At 65.8% G+C, this 17249-nt stretch carries 16 protein-coding genes; 5 read left to right on the plus strand and 11 right to left on the minus strand.

The annotated features are described in order from the left end of the window. Position 1: 1 nt before the first annotated feature. Positions 2-1060, plus strand: a complete 1059-nt coding sequence (locus AC0WRY_RS10965) for a YeeE/YedE family protein (protein ID WP_491123086.1) — start codon at positions 2-4, stop codon at positions 1058-1060. Here the strand turns inward: AC0WRY_RS10965 and AC0WRY_RS10970 are convergent. Further along, positions 1039-1953 carry a DMT family transporter gene (locus AC0WRY_RS10970; RefSeq protein ID WP_194406994.1) on the minus strand — a complete coding sequence of 305 codons (915 nt, stop codon included), beginning with the start codon at positions 1951-1953 and terminating at the stop codon, positions 1039-1041. The genes AC0WRY_RS10965 and AC0WRY_RS10970 overlap by 22 nt on opposite strands. A gap of 101 nt (positions 1954-2054) precedes the next feature. On the opposite strand from AC0WRY_RS10970, the gene pdxR reads away from it, so the two are divergent. Next, positions 2055-3485, plus strand: a complete 1431-nt coding sequence (gene pdxR / locus AC0WRY_RS10975; RefSeq protein WP_491123460.1) for a MocR-like pyridoxine biosynthesis transcription factor PdxR — start codon at positions 2055-2057, stop codon at positions 3483-3485. A gap of 66 nt (positions 3486-3551) precedes the next feature. Here pdxR and AC0WRY_RS10980 read toward each other — a convergent pair whose 3' ends face one another. From AC0WRY_RS10980 to AC0WRY_RS11000, 5 genes are read right to left on the minus strand one after another with little or no spacing between them, the layout of a single operon-like run. Next, entirely contained in the window at positions 3552-4775 is a 1224-nt protein-coding gene (locus tag AC0WRY_RS10980) for a bifunctional alpha/beta hydrolase/OsmC family protein (protein WP_194406995.1), read from the minus strand. Positions 4776-4802: 27 nt separating this feature from the next. Then, a complete protein-coding gene (locus AC0WRY_RS10985; RefSeq protein ID WP_491123087.1) occupies positions 4803-5465 on the minus strand; it encodes a sulfite oxidase-like oxidoreductase in 663 nt (220 codons plus the stop codon). Between the two features lie 3 nt (positions 5466-5468). After that, positions 5469-6791 carry an MFS transporter gene (locus AC0WRY_RS10990; RefSeq protein WP_211417778.1) on the minus strand — a complete coding sequence of 441 codons (1323 nt, stop codon included), beginning with the start codon at positions 6789-6791 and terminating at the stop codon, positions 5469-5471. A 29-nt stretch (positions 6792-6820) separates the two neighbouring features. Continuing rightward, positions 6821-8041, minus strand: a complete 1221-nt coding sequence (locus AC0WRY_RS10995) for a cytochrome P450 (RefSeq protein ID WP_491123088.1) — start codon at positions 8039-8041, stop codon at positions 6821-6823. Positions 8042-8095: 54 nt separating this feature from the next. Then, positions 8096-8305 carry a ferredoxin gene (locus AC0WRY_RS11000; RefSeq protein ID WP_100181354.1) on the minus strand — a complete coding sequence of 70 codons (210 nt, stop codon included), beginning with the start codon at positions 8303-8305 and terminating at the stop codon, positions 8096-8098. A 156-nt stretch (positions 8306-8461) separates the two neighbouring features. On the opposite strand from AC0WRY_RS11000, the gene AC0WRY_RS11005 reads away from it, so the two are divergent. Continuing rightward, positions 8462-9109: a TetR/AcrR family transcriptional regulator gene (locus AC0WRY_RS11005; protein WP_491123089.1), complete on the plus strand. Its 648-nt coding sequence runs from the start codon at positions 8462-8464 to the stop codon at positions 9107-9109. Here AC0WRY_RS11005 and AC0WRY_RS11010 read toward each other — a convergent pair. The 4 genes from AC0WRY_RS11010 to AC0WRY_RS11025 all read right to left on the minus strand — a co-directional run bounded on the left by AC0WRY_RS11010 (position 9106) and on the right by AC0WRY_RS11025 (position 13173). After that, positions 9106-9756 carry an aspartate/glutamate racemase family protein gene (locus AC0WRY_RS11010; protein WP_491123090.1) on the minus strand — a complete coding sequence of 217 codons (651 nt, stop codon included), beginning with the start codon at positions 9754-9756 and terminating at the stop codon, positions 9106-9108. The two genes, AC0WRY_RS11005 and AC0WRY_RS11010, sit on opposite strands and share 4 nt — an antisense overlap. Positions 9757-9923: 167 nt before the next feature. Further along, entirely contained in the window at positions 9924-10937 is a 1014-nt protein-coding gene (locus AC0WRY_RS11015; RefSeq protein WP_194407001.1) for an amino acid ABC transporter substrate-binding protein, read from the minus strand. Between the two features lie 10 nt (positions 10938-10947). Then, complete coding sequence (locus tag AC0WRY_RS11020) at positions 10948-12297, minus strand: aspartate aminotransferase family protein (RefSeq protein WP_491123091.1); 1350 nt, start codon at positions 12295-12297, stop codon at positions 10948-10950. A 3-nt stretch (positions 12298-12300) separates the two neighbouring features. Then, a complete protein-coding gene (locus AC0WRY_RS11025; protein ID WP_194407003.1) occupies positions 12301-13173 on the minus strand; it encodes a MurR/RpiR family transcriptional regulator in 873 nt (290 codons plus the stop codon). Between the two features lie 87 nt (positions 13174-13260). Here AC0WRY_RS11025 and AC0WRY_RS11030 point away from each other — a divergent pair, with 87 nt between their 5' ends. Further along, on the plus strand, positions 13261-14445 hold the full coding sequence (locus tag AC0WRY_RS11030) for an amino acid ABC transporter permease (protein WP_194407004.1): 1185 nt from the start codon (positions 13261-13263) through the stop codon (positions 14443-14445). Positions 14446-14447: 2 nt separating this feature from the next. Further along, positions 14448-15554 (plus strand): amino acid ABC transporter permease, encoded by a 1107-nt coding sequence (locus AC0WRY_RS11035; RefSeq protein ID WP_194407005.1) that lies wholly within the window; start codon positions 14448-14450, stop codon positions 15552-15554. Positions 15555-15744: 190 nt separating this feature from the next. On the opposite strand, the gene AC0WRY_RS11040 is transcribed toward AC0WRY_RS11035, so the two are convergent. Continuing rightward, positions 15745-17157: an amidase gene (locus tag AC0WRY_RS11040; RefSeq protein WP_491123092.1), complete on the minus strand. Its 1413-nt coding sequence runs from the start codon at positions 17155-17157 to the stop codon at positions 15745-15747. Between the last annotated feature and the right edge of the window lie 92 nt (positions 17158-17249).

The raw sequence follows: 17249 nt of genomic DNA on the forward strand, positions 1-17249 counted from the left end.
CATGGAATCGTCCTCCCTGCTCGTCATCCTCGCCGGCCTCGGCATCGGTCTCGTCTACGGCGCCGTCGGCCTGCTCAGCGGCTTCTGCCTGATGAGCAGCATGCGCGGCTGGCTGGCCGAGGGCGACGGGCGGCTGGTGCGGACCTATGCGCTGGCGATCGCGGTCGCGATCGCCGCGAGCCAATTCCTCGCCGGCAACGGAATGGTTGATCTCGGCAAGACGATCTACCTGCAACCGTCGTTCTCGGTGCCGGTGCTGTTCATCGGCGGCATGCTGTTCGGTTACGGCATGGTGCTGTCGAACGGCTGCGGCTCGCGCGCGCTGGTGCTGCTCGGCCGCGGCAATCTCCGCTCCTTCGTCGTCGTGGTCGTGCTGGCCATCGCCGCGCAGATGACGCTCAAGGGCCTGATCGCGCCGGCGCGCATCGCGCTGGTCCAGGCTTCGCAAACCACGGTCAACGCGAATTCGCTGCCGTCCTTGCTGGCGACGCTCGGTCTCACGGAGGCGCTTTCGCGCGCGCTCGCAACCGTCACGATCGTCGTCGCGTTGATGCTGTTTGCCTTCGCGCATCCGGCGTTCCGCCGTTCGCCCCGCCAGATCGTCGCGGGCATCATCGTGGGCCTCCTCGTTGCCGGCGGCTGGTACGTGACCGGCTGTCTCGGTGCCGACGACTTCAATCCCGTCCCGGTGACCTCGCTCACCTTCATCGCGCCGATCGCCGACAGCCTGCAATACGCCATGCTCTCGACCGGCCTGACGCCCAACTTCGGCATCGCGACGGTTGCCGGCGTCTTCGTCGGCAGCCTGATGACGGCACTCGCCACCGGCCGCTTCAAGCTCGAAGGCTATTCATCGCCACGCCACATGCTGCGCTCGGGCACCGGCGCTGCGCTGATGGGGATCGGCGGCGTGATGGCGTTCGGCTGCTCGATCGGGCAGGGGCTCACGGGCGTCTCGACCCTCGCGCTGGGCTCGTTCGTCGCGATCGCCGGCATCCTGCTCGGGACTGCGGCGGGCCTGCGCGGCGCGCTGCGGGTTCAGCCTCTCGCCGTAGCCTGACTTCGCAGGAACCGGTCGCCTAGCGTCGCAAGACCGATGCCGCTGACGATCAGCCCGGCCGCGACGGCGAGACTCACATCGACGGGCTCACCGAGCAGGATGGCGGCGCTGGCAATGCCGACGAGCGGCGTTCCCGTGGTGCCGAGCGCCGTCGTCAAGGCCGAGATGCTCTTGTTGACCATCGACATCGCCCAATAGGCCAGCGCCGTCCCGATCAGGCCGGCGTACAGAAACAGCAGGACGAGCCGCCACGACCATTCGACGTGCGGCGGGCCGTCCGTGACCACCGCCGATCCCGTCAGCACGATCGTCGCCACGAGCACTTGCCAGATCAGGAGCTGGAGCGGTGAGGCGATCCAGCGGTGCGCACGGATGTAGATGATGTTCGCGGCCCAGGAGATCGCGGCCAGGATGACCATGCCGGCGCCGATCACGACGTTGCTATTGGTCCAGTCGATCGAGGTGGGATTCAGGATCACGGCAAGGCCGGCCAGTCCGAGCAAGGCGCCGGCGACTTTTGGCGCGGTCAGCGTGTCCTTCCCGAGCAAGGGCGCGGCGATCGCGACCCAGAGCGGCGTGGTGTAGCCGAGCACGATGGCCTTGCTCGCGGGCAGGAAGCGCACGCCGGCCGCGACCAGGACCGAGAAGATTGTCATGTGCAGCAGTGCGACGCTGAGCACCACCGGAATGTCGCGCCGTTCCGGAATCACCAGATTGTTGCTGAGCCCCAGGATCACGAACAAGCCAGCCAGCGCGATCCAGCTCCGGATCGCCGATGTCCACAGCGGCGGAAGGAACTGGACGAGCTGTTTCGTCACCGACCAATTTACGCCCCAGGCCAGCACGACGATGAGGAACAGGCCGACGGCGGCGCGAGGGGACAGGGTGTTCATTTCGATGGTCCTTGAAACAGTCCAGTGCGGCGGATAGCATTCCGCTTGGCACCTGAAAAAGTGCCAGATTGGAGAAGAATGAGGGGCCAGTGTCCGAGGGCATGATCGCGGGCCTGATCGACCTCGATCGCGCCGACGACGAGGGGTTGACGGCGCGGCTGACGGTGCAGCTCCGAAGCCTGATTGCGAGTGGTCGACTTGGTAAGGGCCATGAGCTGCCGTCGAGCCGCCGGCTCGCGAGCGATCTCGGCGTGTCCCGCAACACCGTCACCTACGCGTTCGAGCAGCTCGCCGCGGAGGGGTATCTGGCTGCGTCGCAAGGGCGGCGCGCGGTCGTGACCGTCGACGGTGCTGGGCGGTTGGACGCGGCAGGGGCAGCGGCATCGCGCCCGCGCTCCGGTAAGCCGCGGCTCTCCCCTTGGGCCTCAAAGCTCGAGCAGACGGACTGGCCGATGTCTTATCTGGCGCCGCTAAAGCCCTTGCGTCCGGGGCATGGCGACGCGAGAGAGTTTCCGAACGAAATCTGGGGGCGCTGCCTGCGTCGGAGCGCCGTGGGGGCAACCAGGCGCGAGCCCGGTCCGGTCAACCGGCCGCGCTTGCGCGCGGCGCTGGCGCATTACCTCGCGACCGGTAGAGGCGTTCGTGCCGACGCGGAGCAGATCCTGATCCTGCCGAGCGCGCAGGCTGCGCTCACCCTGATTGCGGCTGCCGTCATCACGCCCGGCGACGATGTCTGGGTCGAGGATCCCGGCTATCCCGGTGCTGCGGCCGCCTTTCGTGCCTCCGGCGCGCGCGTGACTGGCATCGGTCTGGACGAACAGGGGATGCAGCGGATGGCGGGCCTGGCGCCTCCAACGCTGATCTTCATGACGCCGTCGCACCAGCATCCGACCGGGCGGCTGATGTCACTGGCCCGCCGCACCGAGTTTCTGAAGCTGAGCAGGCCCGGCAAGACCTGGATCGTGGAGGACGACTATGACGGCGAATTCCACTATGACAGCCGGCCGGTACCGGCGTTGCAGGGGTTGGACGCCCACGGCCGCGTGTTCTATGTCGGCACCTTCTCCAAGGCGATGACGTCGGACATCCGGCTCGGCTATCTCGTCGCGCCGCCGGCGCTGGTCTCTACGCTGGAGATCGTGCAGCGGCATATCGGGCTGATCGCCGCTAGCGCCGTCCAGGACGCGCTGGCCGAGTTCATCGCGGACGGGCATTTTCTCGCACATCTGCGGCGGATGCGCCGGCTCTATCACGCGCGGCGCGATCATCTCGTCGAGGGGCTGCAGCGCTATCTCGGCGAGGTGCTCACGGTCGAGGTACCCTCGGGCGGCATCCAGCTCGTGGCGCGCCTCAAGCGCGGCCGCGCCGATCAGGCAGCAGTCAAACGACTGGTCGAGGCAGGGGTCGAAACGCGCGCCTTGTCGAGCCTGACGCTCGGACGGCCGCGAGATCACGGCCTGCTGCTCGGCTTTGCGGCGTGGCGCGAGAGCGAGATCAGCGCCGCCGTGCGGACGATGGCCTCGTGCTTCTAGAGCATGATCCGGAAAAGTGCGCAGCGGTTTTCCGACAAGATCATACTCAAACAATAGCCTGGCGCGTTAACCCACCGCCTTCGTCACGATACGAATCTCCGACGTCAGCGTGCGGTGCACCGGACACTTGTCGGCGATCTCCATCAGCTTCCTGCGTTGCTCGGCATCGAGCGCGCCGTCGATGGTGATGTCGCGCTCGATCTGGTCGAGCATGCCCTCGCGCGTGTCGCACTCCGCGCAATCCTTTGCGTAGATCTTGGAGTGCTTCAAAGTGACTGTGACGCGGTCGAGCGGCAGCGACTTGCGGTCGGCATAGAGGCGCATGGTCATGGATGTACAGGCCCCGAGGCCAGCGAGCAGGAAGTCATACGGGCCGGGCCCGGCATCTGCGCCGCCGGCCGCAACGGGCTCGTCCGCCACCAGATGATGCGGACCGACGGTGATGGTCTGGTTGAACTTGCTTTTGCGGGTCTCCTGGACCACGACCTTCCGTGGTTCCTCCGGGAGATCCATCACTCTCGCGGGCTTTGCCGTGTCGACGTAGCGGCTGGCCCAGGCGGCGATCACGTCGGCCGCGTAAAGCGCGTCAGCCGGCCTGCTCAGCAGGTGATCGGCGTGGTCGAGCGAGACGAAACTCTTGGGGTGCTTCGCTGCCACAAAGATTTTGGTCGCATTGTCGATCCCGACGGTGTCGTCGACCGGCGAGTGCATCACCAGCAGCGCCTTGTGCAGGCCGGTGATATCCCTCATCAGTTCGTGCTCGGCGATGTCCTCGAGGAATTCGCGCTTGATCCGGAATGGGCGTCCCGCCAGCGTGACCTCGACCTCGCCTTGCGCGCGGATGTCGTCGAGATGCTCTTTGAACAGCCCGGTCACATGCGCGGGATCGGAGGGGGCCGCGATGGTCACGACCGCCCTGGCTTCCGAAATCTTTCCAGCGGCCGCAAGGATCGCGGCGCCGCCGAGGCTGTGCCCGATCAGGATCGACGGCGCCTTGCGGACGCTGCGCAGATGATCGGCAGCGCGGACGAGATCGGCGACGTTGGACGAAAATGTCGAATTGGCAAAATCGCCCTCGCTGGAGCCGAGCCCGGTGAAGTCGAAGCGCAGCACCGCGATGCCCTTGGCCGCGAGCGCAACGGCGATGCGCTTGGCGGCAAGCGTATCCTTGCCGCAGGTGAAGCAATGCGCGAACAGCGCGTAGGCCGCGGGCTCGCCGTCCGGCAATTCCAGCGCGGCCGCAAGCTGATGGCCGCCTTCGCCGGTGAATTGAAAACGTTCCGTCGGCATGGGCTTTCCCCGATTCTTGCTTGAATGCTAATCGTTCGAATAGCGCTGCTCGGCCCAGGGATCGCCGCGGTTATGATAGCCGCGGACTTCCCAGAAGCCCGGCGCATCCTTGGTCAGGAATTCGATGGCCTGGAGCCATTTCGCGCTCTTCCAGAAATAGAGATGCGGCACGACCAGCCGCACCGGCCCGCCATGCTCGTCCGTCAGCGGCTGGCCGGACCAGCTATGGGCGAGCAGCGCGTCCTCCGCGGCGAAGTCTTCCAGCGCGAGGTTGGTGGTATAGCCGTCGTAGGAATGCAGTGTCACGAAGCGCGCGTCCTCGCGCGGCTGGCAGGCGGCCAGCAGCTCGCGCGTGGCAAGCCCTTCCCACTCGTTGTCATAGCGCGACCAGGTGGTGACGCAATGGATGTCGGAGGTGAAGTGGGCCTGCTTCTGCGCCGCGAACTCCGCAAAGGTCCAGAACACCGGCGTTTCGACCGCGCCGTAAACGTCGAGGCGCCAGCGCTCGCGCGACACCGGCGGCACGACGCCGAGGTCGAGCACCGGCCAATCCTTGGTGAGGTGCTGGCCCGGCGGCAGGCGCTGCTCCTCCGGACGCGTGATCTTGCCGGTGAGGAAGCGGCCCTCGCGCGCCCATTTCTCCTTGGTGCGGGTCAGCTTGCTGTCGGGCGGGTCGTTGTCGACGGACATGGGCTACTCGTGGCGGTGCATTGCGGAGGCGTGCTTGGTGTCGCGCATGGTGGAATAGATGATCAGCGACACGCAAATGATGGCGCTGAGATAGAAGTAGAACCAGTCTTCGTGCCCGATGCTCTTGAAGTAGAGCGCGATCGCCGGCGCCGTGCCACCGAAGATCGAGACCGTGATCGCATAGGGCAGGCCGACGCCGAGCGCGCGGACATTGGTCGGGAACAGCTCGGCCTTCACCACCGCATTGATCGAGGTATAGCCGGCGACGAACAGCCAGGCGCAGCAGATCAGGATGAAGGCGACGAAGGGTGACTTGGTCTCCTTCAGCGTCATCAACAGCGGAACGGTCGCAAGCGTGCCGGCGACGCCGAAGAAGATCAGAAGCGGCTTGCGCCCGATCCGGTCGGAGATCGCGCCATAGATCGGCTGCAGGATGGTCGCGAAGATCAGGGTGCCGAAGATCACCAGCGTGGTCTGGTCCTCGGTCAAGCCGACCGACAGCTTGACGAAAGTCTGCATGTAGGTGGTGAAGGTGTAGAACGCCGCGGTGCCGCCGGCGGTGAGGCCGACGACCAGCAGGAGCTCGCGCGGATAGCGCAGGAGATTGGTGATCGAGCCGGTGGGCTTCACCACCTTCTTGGCTTCCTCGAACGCCTCGGTTTCATGCAAGCCGCGCCGCATCACCGCGGCAAAGATCGCGAGCGCCGCACCGATCGCAAACGGGATGCGCCAGCCCCAGGCTTTCAGCTCCTCCGGCGTGAGGAAGACCTTTTGCAGGAGCAGCAGCACGATGATCGCGGTGAGCTGGCCGCCGATCAGCGTCACGTACTGAAAGCTGGAATAGAAGCCGCGATGCCTGGGATCGGCGACCTCGCTGAGATAGGTGGCGCTGGCGCCATATTCGCCGCCGAGGCTGAGGCCCTCGATCACGCGGGCAAGCGCCAGGATCACCGGCGCGGCGAAGCCGATCGTGGCATAGGTCGGCGTCAGCGCGATGATCAGCGAGCCGAAGCACATGAAGACGACCGAGAGGGTCAGCGAGATGCGCCGGCCGAAATGGTCGGCAAGATAGCCGAAGAACCAGCCGCCGAGGGGGCGCATCAGGAAGGTCGCCGCGAACACGACGGCGACGTTCAATTGCTGCACGACAGGGTCGTTGCCGGGGAAGAAAGCCGGCGCGAAATAGAGCGCGAACGCCGTGTAAGCGTAGAAATCATACCACTCGACGAGATTGCCGATCGAACCGATGAAGATCGCCTTGATCCGCCGCCTGGCATCGGCGAGGTCGATGTGGTCAGAGGCCGGTTGGGTTGCTTGCTCTGTCACGTCCGGCCTCTCCGCTGTCTGGAAAGGCTTTACATCGCCTTTCCGAGCAAAAATGGCAACTGGCGAGGCCCACGCACCGTGCCTTGCGACCAGGTCACCGTGCCTGCCGGATCGAGGGCGAAGTCCGGAATGCGCTTCAGCCATTCCTCCAGCGCAACCTGCATCTCCATGCGGGCGAGATTGGAACCGACGCAGCGGTGGATGCCGAGGCCGAAGGCGGCGTGGCGATTTTCGCGGCGATCGATCACGACTTTGTCAGCATCCGGAAACATCTTGGGATCGCGATTGGCGGCCGGGAAGGACAGCAGCACCATGTTGCCCGCCTTGACCGGGCAGCCCGAAATGGTGGTGTCCTTGACGACCTCGCGGGCCATCGTCACCGGGGAATAAGCGCGCAGCAGTTCCTCCACCGCGGTCGGGATCAATGCGGGCTCGGCGATCAGCCGCTCGCGATCGGCCGGCACCCTCGCCAAATGCCATAGCGAAGATCCGATCGCGCTCCAGGTGGTGTCGATGCCGGCGATCAGAAGCAGGCGCAGCGAGCCCAGCACGTGGGACTCTTCCAGCGGCTGGCCTTCCTTGTCCTTGGCGTTCATCAGGTAGGAGATGAGGTCGTCGGTCGGCCTCGATTTGCGGTCTTCGATATGCGTCCTGAAATAGGCGCTCATCTCCTGCACGGCCTGGAGCAGCTTGGTCTCGTCCCTGATGCCGAGCTCGAGGATCATGTGGATCCAGTTGATGAAGAGGTCGCTGTCGCTCTCGGGGATGCCCAGCATGTGCGCGATCGCCCGAACCGGGACGTATTTGCTATAGCGAGCGGCGGCGTCGACCTTGCCGTCGGCGATGAACCCGTCGATCAGCTCGTTGCAGATCGCGCGCATCCGCGGTTCCAGCTTCTTCATCGCATCCGGCGTGAAGGGCGGCAGCAGCAATTGCTTGGCCGGCTTGTGCACGGGCGGATCCGAGGTGATCGGAGGGGCTGCGTTCCTGGCGATCTCCGGCCGCACGTCGCGGACGATGATACGGCGTGAGGAGAAATGCTCGGTGTCGTTGGCGATCTCGCGCACGGCCTCATAGGTCGTCGGCATGTAGCAGCCGAGGAAGCGCTCGGTGTGCACGACCGGACTTGCGGCGCGCAGCTCATCCCAGATCGGGAACGGGTCTTCCGTCCACTGCGGATCGGTGTGGTCGAAGTCGTTGACCCAGTCGATGACGGGCGGATGGGCGACAGGCTGGCTGACGTCGGACATGGCAGGAAATCCTTGGCTCGTGGTCGCTGACAGGACGCAAGCGGCGGGGCCGCGCTACTCCTCGATCACATCGATTGCGATTTCCGGGCAATTGGATTTGGCGAGCCAGGCCTTGTCTTCGAGCCCGGGCGGGACCGTGCCGTCGCCGGCTTCATGTGCGTTGCCGAATTCGTCGAGCTCGAAAAGTTCCGGCGCGAGTGCCTTGCAGCGTGCGTGGCCCTGGCATTTGTCGGGGTCGACGTGAACCCTCAATCGCTCTGTCATGGCGGCATCCTTGGTCGTATGCGCGTGGCCCGGGAGGGCGGCGCGTTCCTCGTGTCGATTTTATCCGCGGCATCTGCCGCAGGCTTTAAGTTATATACTATTACATTCGCGACCGGCTTTCCCTGTCAAGCGCAAACTTGTAGGCTTGGCCACAACATGCGCTCTCAACTCGCCCGCAAGCCCGAAAACACCTATCATCATGGCGATCTCCGCGACGCCCTGATCAAGGCCGCGCTACGCGAGGCGGAGCGGGGCGGCGCCGAGGCGATCAGCATCAAGGCGCTGGCAAAGCAGCTCGGGGTCTCGCAGCCGGCGCCGTACCGGCATTTTGCCGATCGCGAGGCGCTGCTTGCGGCGGTGACGGCGGAGGCGTTCCGGCAGCTCAGCGCAACCTTTCGGACGGCGATGGCGAAACCGTCCAGGCAGTCGAAGCTGTCGCGGCTGGCGCAGGCCATGCTGGATTTCGGATTGCGCCGCAACGGTATCTATCGCCTGATGTTCGCGTCTCGTACCGTGTCGTGTGCGGCCAAGGGCAGCGAGCTGCACGAGGCCACGCGCGAAACGTTTGCGCTCGTGATCGAGGCCCTCGAGGTACCTGCCGTCGGCTATTTGCGCGAACGGCAGGCTCTCAAGATCTGGGCGGCGCTGCACGGCGTGGTGATGCTGGCCGAGCAGGGCCTGTTCACCGGCGAGGCTGCACAGACCACGCGCGAGGAACTGGTCGAGGATTTCGTCAACGAAACGAAGGCGGCCCTCGCCGTGGCGATCAAGGACGCGCGGCGTCGGAAGAAGACCGGCGCTTAGGCTTTCGCCTTCAGCATGTTCATCAACTTGTCGACCGCGCTGTCGGGCGTGGTCACGACGGGACGGCCGGTGGCTTCCGCGACCCCTGGAGCAGTGGCGGCGATGCTGAACTGCGCCAGCGCGATGACGTCGCAATCGCGCAGGTCCCTCGAAGCTTCGACGATCAGCCGATCGTGCGTGGCGCGATCGCCGCGGTCGAGCGCCGCCAGCGCGCCCTCGGCGAGTTTCGGAACGACCTGGACCGAGGCCGGAAACTCCGGCGGCATCGAGACCAGGGTCGGCGGGAAGGTCGAGAGCAGGCCGATGCGCCTGCCCATCGTCACCGTACGCTCGATCATCGCTTCGTTCGGCTTGAGCACCGGCATCGGCGCCTGCGCGCGCGCGACCGCCTCGATGCAGGGGCCGAAGGCAGAGCAGGTGAACAGGATCCCGCTCGCCCCGGTTGCCGCGGTATAGTCGCCGAGCGCGAGGAAGCGCTCGGTCATGGCATCGTCGAGCTTGCCGTCGCGGGCCAGATCCGCCGACAGGCTGTCGTCCAGCAGGTTCATCAGCCGCGCCGCCGGCCACGCCTTTGCGAACGCCGCTTCGATCGGAGCGATGGAGTGCTTGAGGGCATGGATCAGGGCGATGCGTGGGGGCGTCGTCATTGAAGGTGGCTACCTGGGTGATCTTGTGCCCCGGCTCTGCGCAATGCGAAGTATTGCGCTGCAGAGCCGGGGCCCATCCTTTTTGGCGTTAAAAGTCGTGGCTTCCTGGGTCCCGGCTCTGCGCAGCAGCGTTGCACGCTGCAGCGCGTCCGGGACACGGGAGACAATTACTTGAACGGCACCGCGTACATCAAGCCGCCCTTGCTCCAGAGGCCGTTGAGGCCGCGGTCGAGCTTGAGCGGGCTCGCCTTGCCGACATTCCGCTCGTAGATCTCGCCGTAATTGCCGGTGGCCTTGATCGCGGTGACCAGCCATTTGTTGTCGAGCCCGAGCCGGGAGCCGAGATCGCCGGAGGCACCTAACAGACGCTGGATCGCGGGCGTCTGCGACTTCGTCATCTCCTCGACATTGCCTTGGGTGACGCCGAGCTCTTCGGCCTCGATCAGGCCGTAATGCAGCCAGGTGATGATGTCGCTCCAGACCTCGTCGCCGTTGCGGGTGAAGGGGCCGAGCGGCTCCTTGCTGATGGTCTGCGGCAGCACGACGTAGTCGGCAGGGTTCGGTGCCGCGGTGGTCACGGCGCCGGCCAGCGCGGAGGCGTCCTGGGTCATCGCATCGCAGCGGCCGCCGAAGAAGGTCTGATACATGGTGTCGACGCGGTCGAACACCAGCGGCTTCCAGTCGATGCCGTTGGCACGGCCGTAATCGCCGAGCGTGACTTCGTGCGTGGTGCCCTGAGCGACGCAAACGGTGGCGCCCTTGAGGTCCTTGATCTCCTTGACGCCGAGGTCCTTCTTCACGACAAAACCCTGGCCATCGTAGAAGTTGATCGGTCCCTGGCGCAGGCCGAGCGTGACGCCGCGCAAGTACGTCTGCGTCGAGTTGCGGTAGAGCACGTCGATCTCGCCCGATTGCAGGGCGGTGAAGCGGTTCTGCGCGGTCAGCGAAACGTAGCGCACCTTGCTGGCATCGCCGAGCACGCCGGCTGCGAGCGCGCGGCAATAATCGACGTCGAGACCCCGGTAATCACCTTGCGAGTCCGGCGCGGAGAAGCCGGCAAAGCCGGCGCTGACGCCGCACACCAGCGTGCCGCGGCTCTTCACCGTGTCCAACGTTGCGGCGGATGCGACAATTGTCGATGCAGCGAGCACGCCCGCCGCGATAACCACTTTCCTCATCATGCTACTCCCCTCAGTGATTGACACTACGCAACACTTTGTCGACGGCCGTGCCGAGCTTGTCGACGATCAGGTCGATCTCGTCGGCGGAGGCGATATAGGGCGGCGCCAGCAACACGTGGTCGCCGCGCACGCCGTCCACGGTGCCGCCGCCCGGATAGCAGCCGAGCCCACCAGCGAATGCTTCCGCCTTGATCTTCTGATTAAGCTTGAGCGCGGGGTCGAACGGGGTGCGGCTGGCGCGATCAGCGACCAGCTCGATCGCCCAAAACAGGCCGCGGCCCCTGATATCGCCGACATGGCGGTGATTGCCAAAGCGCTCGGTCAGCCGCTGCTCGAGTTGCTTGCCGCGCTCCCTGACGCAGTCGAGCAGGCGATCCTCGCGGATCACATCCTGCACTGCGAGTGCGGCCGCGCAGGCGAGGGGATGTGCGAGATAGGTGTGGCCGTGCTGAAAAGCGCCTGAGCCTGCGCGGATGGTGTCGATGAGCTTGCCGCTGGCGAGCATGGCCCCGATCGGCTGGTAGCCGCCGCCGAGCCCCTTTGCGATCGCCTGGATATCGGGCGCGATGCCTTCCTGCTCCCAGGCGTGCGTGGTGCCGGTACGGCCCATGCCGCACATGACCTCGTCGAGGATGAGCAGCGCGCCGTGGCGGTCGCAGATCTCGCGCACGGCCCTGAAATAGCCGTCTGGTGCCGCCACGGCGCCGGCGGTGGCGCCGACCACCGGCTCGGCCAGGAACGCCGCCACGGTCTCAGGGCCAAGCCGCTGGAACTCGGCTTCCAGCTCGGCCGCCAGCCGCGCCACGAACTGCGCATCCGATTCGACGTCGTGCTTCTCGTGATAGGCGAAGGCCGGTGTCACGTGGCTGAAGGCTCCGGAGAGCAGGGGTGCGTAGGGCGCGCGGCGCCAGGCATTGCCGCCGGCGGCGAGCGCGCCGAGCGTGTTGCCGTGGTAGCTCTGTCGCCGTGCGATGAAATGCTGCCGCTGTGGCTCGCGGCGCTCGATGAAATATTGTCGCGCCAGCTTGATGCTCGCTTCGATCGCCTCGGATCCGCCGCTGACGAAATAGGCATAGGCGAGACCGCCGGGCTCGTGTCCGACCAGCGCCTCGGCGAGGGCTTCGGCGGGCTCGGACGAGAAGAAGGCGGTGTGGGCATAGGCCAGCGTCGAGGCCTGCTTGGCCATCGCCGCGATCACGCGGGGATGCTGGTGGCCGAGGCATGAGACCGCCGCGCCGCCGGAGGCGTCGATCACGCGCCGTCCGTCCTCGGCGAAGAGATAGACGCCTTCGCCGCCGATCGCCTTGGGCGGCGTCTCGCGGAGCGAACGGTGCAGCACGCGGCTGGTGCGAGTGCTCATGGATCAACCTTTCTCCGAGACGTAGGTGGCGGCAGCAGTGAGACGCGCCTCGGTATTTTCCAGTCGCTTCTTCGCGGCGACACCGCCGAGCGAGAATGTGACCGCCGCAAGCGACTGCGCGATCGCGATCGCGCCGGTGAGGCTGGGGAAGAAGCCGGGAGAGGAGGCCGCCTCGAACAGCAGCACGTGGTCGGCGCCCTCGGCCATCGGCGCCGAGAGGCTGTCCGCAATCGCGATCAGCGTTGCGCCGCTGCGATAGGCGGCCTGTGCGACACCGACGCTCGCATGGGTATAGGGCAGGAAGCCGATGACGATGACGGCCTCGCCGGGCCTGAACGCACCGAGGTCGAGATCGTCGGGGCCCGAGACGCCAACGAGCTGCACCTGCTCCGGGCGGAACAGCCGCAGCTCGTAGTTCAAGAGCTCTGCAACGCTGCGGCAGCTGCGATAGCCAGCGATCCAGATGCGCTTGGCCTCGTGCAGCGCGCGGGCAGCTTCCGCAATGGGCTGGGCCGGGATCCGTGGCAGGCCGGCGGCCTCCGCCTCGAGCTTCTCGGTGACGAGCGCAACATCGGCGTTCGGGCCAGGCCTGCGGCCTCTGGCGCGGCCGGAGAACGGCGAGGCCTGCGACGGCCGCCGCGCCTCGGTCAGCGCCGCGCGCAATTCGTCCCAGCCCGAATAGCCGATCGCCTTGGCGAGGCGCGTGAACGCGGCGGGATCGGCGCCGGCTTCCGCCGCGAGGTCGCGCATCGAACGGGTGGTGGCGTCGTAATCGTTGGCGGCGACGAAGCGACCGACCTCCTGCAGCCGCATCGGGAGCGATGGCAATGCAATGCGCAGTTCGCTCAACGGCGAGGATTTCGCGGGCTCGGCCATGAAACATTTGTTGCATGAATTTTATATCAGTGCAACAGTTGACGTGCGCTGCCGGAAATCGTCCCTGTCGAGAAGGATTTTTGCGCTGTGACCACCGATGCTCGAAGACCGCCGCCGCGCCGCCTGTACGGCGCATGGGGACGCCGCGAGCTGCAAGGCCTGTTCTGGCAGGTGCTGGTGGTCGGGATCGCGCTCGCGGTGATCGGCTTCCTCTGGTCCAACACCGTCACCAACCTCTCGGCTCGCCGCATCACGACCGGCTTTGCCTTCCTCGGCCGCGAGGCCGGCATGCCCATTGCCGATAGTTTGCTGGCCTATAATCCGAGAGACACCTATCTCTGGGCCTTCGTCGTCGGTGTCGGCAACACGCTGCGCGTTGCCGTCATCGGGATCGTGCTCGCGACCGTCCTCGGCACGCTGATCGGTATCTCCCGGCTATCGGCCAACTGGCTGCTGTCGCGGCTGGCCGCCGTTTATGTCGAAACGCTCCGCGATATCCCGCTGCTGCTCCAGCTGCTGTTCTGGTACGTGCTGATGCAGGCGCTGCCGGCCGCACGTGCGGCATGGCGGCCGATCGAGGGCGTGTTCCTGTCCAATCGCGGCCTGATCCTGCCGGCCATTCCGATTGGCCCGCTGCAGTTTTGGGTGCTCGGCGCCGCCGTGCTCGGAGCTGCCGTGTTCTATCTCGTCAGGAGGCGGCTGATCGCGCAGCAGATGCGCGACGGCAAGCCGCGCCCGGCCTGGCCGGTTGCGCTCGGCCTCATCATCGTGCCGCCGGCGGCTGTCTCGTTGGTGCTTGGCGTGCCCTGGACGATCGAGTGGCCCCAATTGCGCGGCTTCAATTTCGTCGGCGGGTTGACGCTCGCTCCGGAATATTTCGCGCTGCTGATCGCGCTCGTGACCTACACCTCGGCCTTCATTGCCGAGATCGTCCGCAGTGGCATCCAGTCCGTGCCGCGCGGGCAATGGGACGCCGCCAACGCGCTCGGCCTGCGCCGCAGCTTCATGCTGCGGCAGATCATTTTGCCGCAGGCGCTCCGCGTCATCGTGCCGCCGATGACGAGCCAGTATCTCAACCTGACCAAGAATTCCTCGCTCGCGGTCGCGATCGGCTATCAGGACGTGGTCTCGATCGCCAACACCACGCTGAACCAGACCGGCCAGGCGATCGAGGCGATCGCGCTGATCATGGCAGTGTTCCTGACCATCAGCCTTTCCATCAGCTTCTTCATGAACTGGTACAATGCGCGCATTGCGCTGGTGGAGCGCTGATCATGACGGTGATCGTCGATATCCCCGATGCGCCGCGCCGCGCCCGCCGTCCGCAGATTGGAAATCCCGTGCTGCGCTGGCTGCGCGCCAATCTGTTCTCGTCGGTCCCGAACGGTATCTTATCGATCGTGCTGCTGGCGATTCTTGCCAAGGGCGTTTTCAGCTTCGTGCAGTGGGGTGTTGCGAACGCCGTGTGGCTGACGCCCGCGAACGATTCCAGCGCCTGCCGCGCGGTGCGCGGCGTCGGTGCCTGCTGGGCCATCATTCCCGAAAAGTACCGCTTCATCCTGTTCGGCACCTATCCGTTCGACGAGCAGTGGCGGCCGGCGCTATCGGTGCTGCTGTTCATCGCGCTGTTCTATCTCTCGAGCCGTCGCGCCCTGTGGCGGCGCGAATTGGTCTATCTCTGGATCGGCGTATTGGCGCTGATCAGCGTGCTGATGTGGGGCGGGGTGCTCGGGCTCTCCTTCGTCTCGCAGGACCGCTGGGGCGGATTGCCGGTCACGCTGATCCTCGCGACCTTTGGGCTCGCATTCGGCTTTCCGCTCGGCATCCTCGTCGCGCTCGGCCGGCGCTCGAAGCTGCCGGCGATCCGCTCGCTCAGCGTGCTCTATGTCGAGCTGATCCGCGGCGTGCCGCTGGTCAGCCTGTTGTTCATGGCGAGCGTGATGTTCCCGCTGTTCATGCCAAGCGGGTTCAACATCGACAAGCTGCTGCGCGCGCAGATCGCCATCATCCTGTTCGCGGGCGCTTATCTCGCCGAGGTGATCCGCGGCGGCCTCCAGGCCGTGCCGCGCGGACAATACGAGGCGGCCGATGCGCTCGGGCTGTCCTACTGGCGCAAGAACCGGCTGATCATCCTGCCCCAGGCGATCCGCCACGTCATCCCGCCGCTGGTCAACACCTTCATCGCCTTCTTCAAGGACACCAGCCTCGTCCTCATCATCGGCATCTTCGACCTGCTGACGACGGCGAAGACCGCGATCATCGATCCGGCCTGGCAGCAGTTCTCGGTCGAGGTCTACATCTTCGTCGCCGCGATCTATTTTGTCTTTTGCTTTGCGATGTCGCGGTACAGCCGCGGCCTGGAGGGCGCGAGCAGGAGATGATCTTCCTTCTCCCCTTGTGGGAGAAGGTGGCGCGAAGCGCCGGATGAGGGGTTCTGTCGCCGTATTCAGGCGGTGAGAGAGTCCCTTGTGGAGAGAACCCCTCACCCGTCTCGCCGCTTTGCGGCGAGCCACCCTCTCCCGCAAGGGGAGAGGGTACTGGGGAGTTTGTCGTGCAAAGAAGCGTTACGTCTTAACCCTTCGGATCGATCGGCATCGTTCCGCGCAGGCCCAAAATATCCTCAAGCACCTTGGCGCCCGCGAGCACCTCCGCGTCGCCCCTGGGCGCTCCGACCACCTGCACGCCGACCGGCAGGCCCGAGGCCGTGAAGCCGCAGGGCAGCGATAGCGAGGGGCAGCAGGCCAGCGTGATGGCGTAGACGATGCCGAGCCACTCGACGTAGTTCTCGAATCTCTTGCCGGCACATTCGGCGACGTAGCGGTGCTCGATCGGGAAGGGCGGCACGATCGTGGTGGGTGTCAGCAGCAGATCATAGGTCTTGAAGAACTCGACCGCCCGCGCGGTCATGCCAACGCGCTGGGCCTCGGCGCGCGCGAGCTGCTCCACGGTGAGCTTGAGGCCTTCCTCGATGTTCCAGATCACCTCGGGCTTGAGCAGGTCGCGCTTGGTGCGCAGCAGCTCCGCCTTGCTGATCGCGAAATCGAAGGCGCGCAGCACGTGGAAGCACTCATGCGCCTCGCGCCAGTCCGGATGCGCTTCCTCGACGATGACACCGGCCTCGGCAAAGCGTTCCGCAGCCTTCCGCGTGATCGCCTTCACCTCGGGATCGACAGGGGTGATGCCGAGGTCAGCCGAATAGGCGATGCGCTTCGGCTTCTTGCCGGACCGCGCGGATGTCAGGAACGAGGTCGCCGGCGCCGGCAGCGACAGCGGATCGTCGGCATAATCGCCGCTCATGGCATCGAGCAGCAGCGCGAGATCCTCGACATTGCGTGCCATCGGGCCCTGCACGCCGAGATTGCGATCGATCGCCACTTTCGGCGTATGCGCGACGCGGCCGATGCTCGGCCGCATGCCGACGATGCCGCAGAAGGCTGCCGGGCTGCGCAAGGATCCGCCCATGTCCGAGCCCTGCGCGAGCCAGGCCATGCCGGTGGCCAGCGCCACCGCGGCGCCGCCGGAGGAGCCGGCCGCGGACTTCGTCATATCCCAGGGATTGAGCGTCGCGCCGAACACCTCGTTGAAGGTGTTGGCGCCGGCGCCGAACTCCGGCGTGTTGGACTTGGCGTAGACGAGCGCGCCGTTGGCCTCGAGGTTCTCGACCATCAGGTCGGACTTGGCTGGAATGTTGTCCTTGAAGATCGGCGAGCCCTGCGTGTTCAGGACGCCCGCAACGTCGGTCAGATCCTTGATCGGCACCGGCAGGCCCGCGAGCAGCCCCCGCGCGCCGGCGGGTTTGCGCATCAAGGCCTTGGCGCTGTCCCGCGCGCGATCGAAGCAGAGCGTCGGCAGCGCATTGACCTTGCCGTCGACCTCCTTGACGCGCTTCTCCACCACATCCAGCAGTTCGAGCGGTGAGACGTCGCCGGAGCGCAGCTTCTCGACGACGGCGCAGGCGGTTTGTTGGATCAGGTCTTGAGACAATTATTTTACTCCTACCTAGATTGTCATTCCGGGACGCCCGGAGGGCGAACCCGGAATCTCGAGGTCCTCTGGTGCACAATTGTGCACTGTAG

This window comes from Bradyrhizobium sp. T-12, assembly GCF_058314695.1.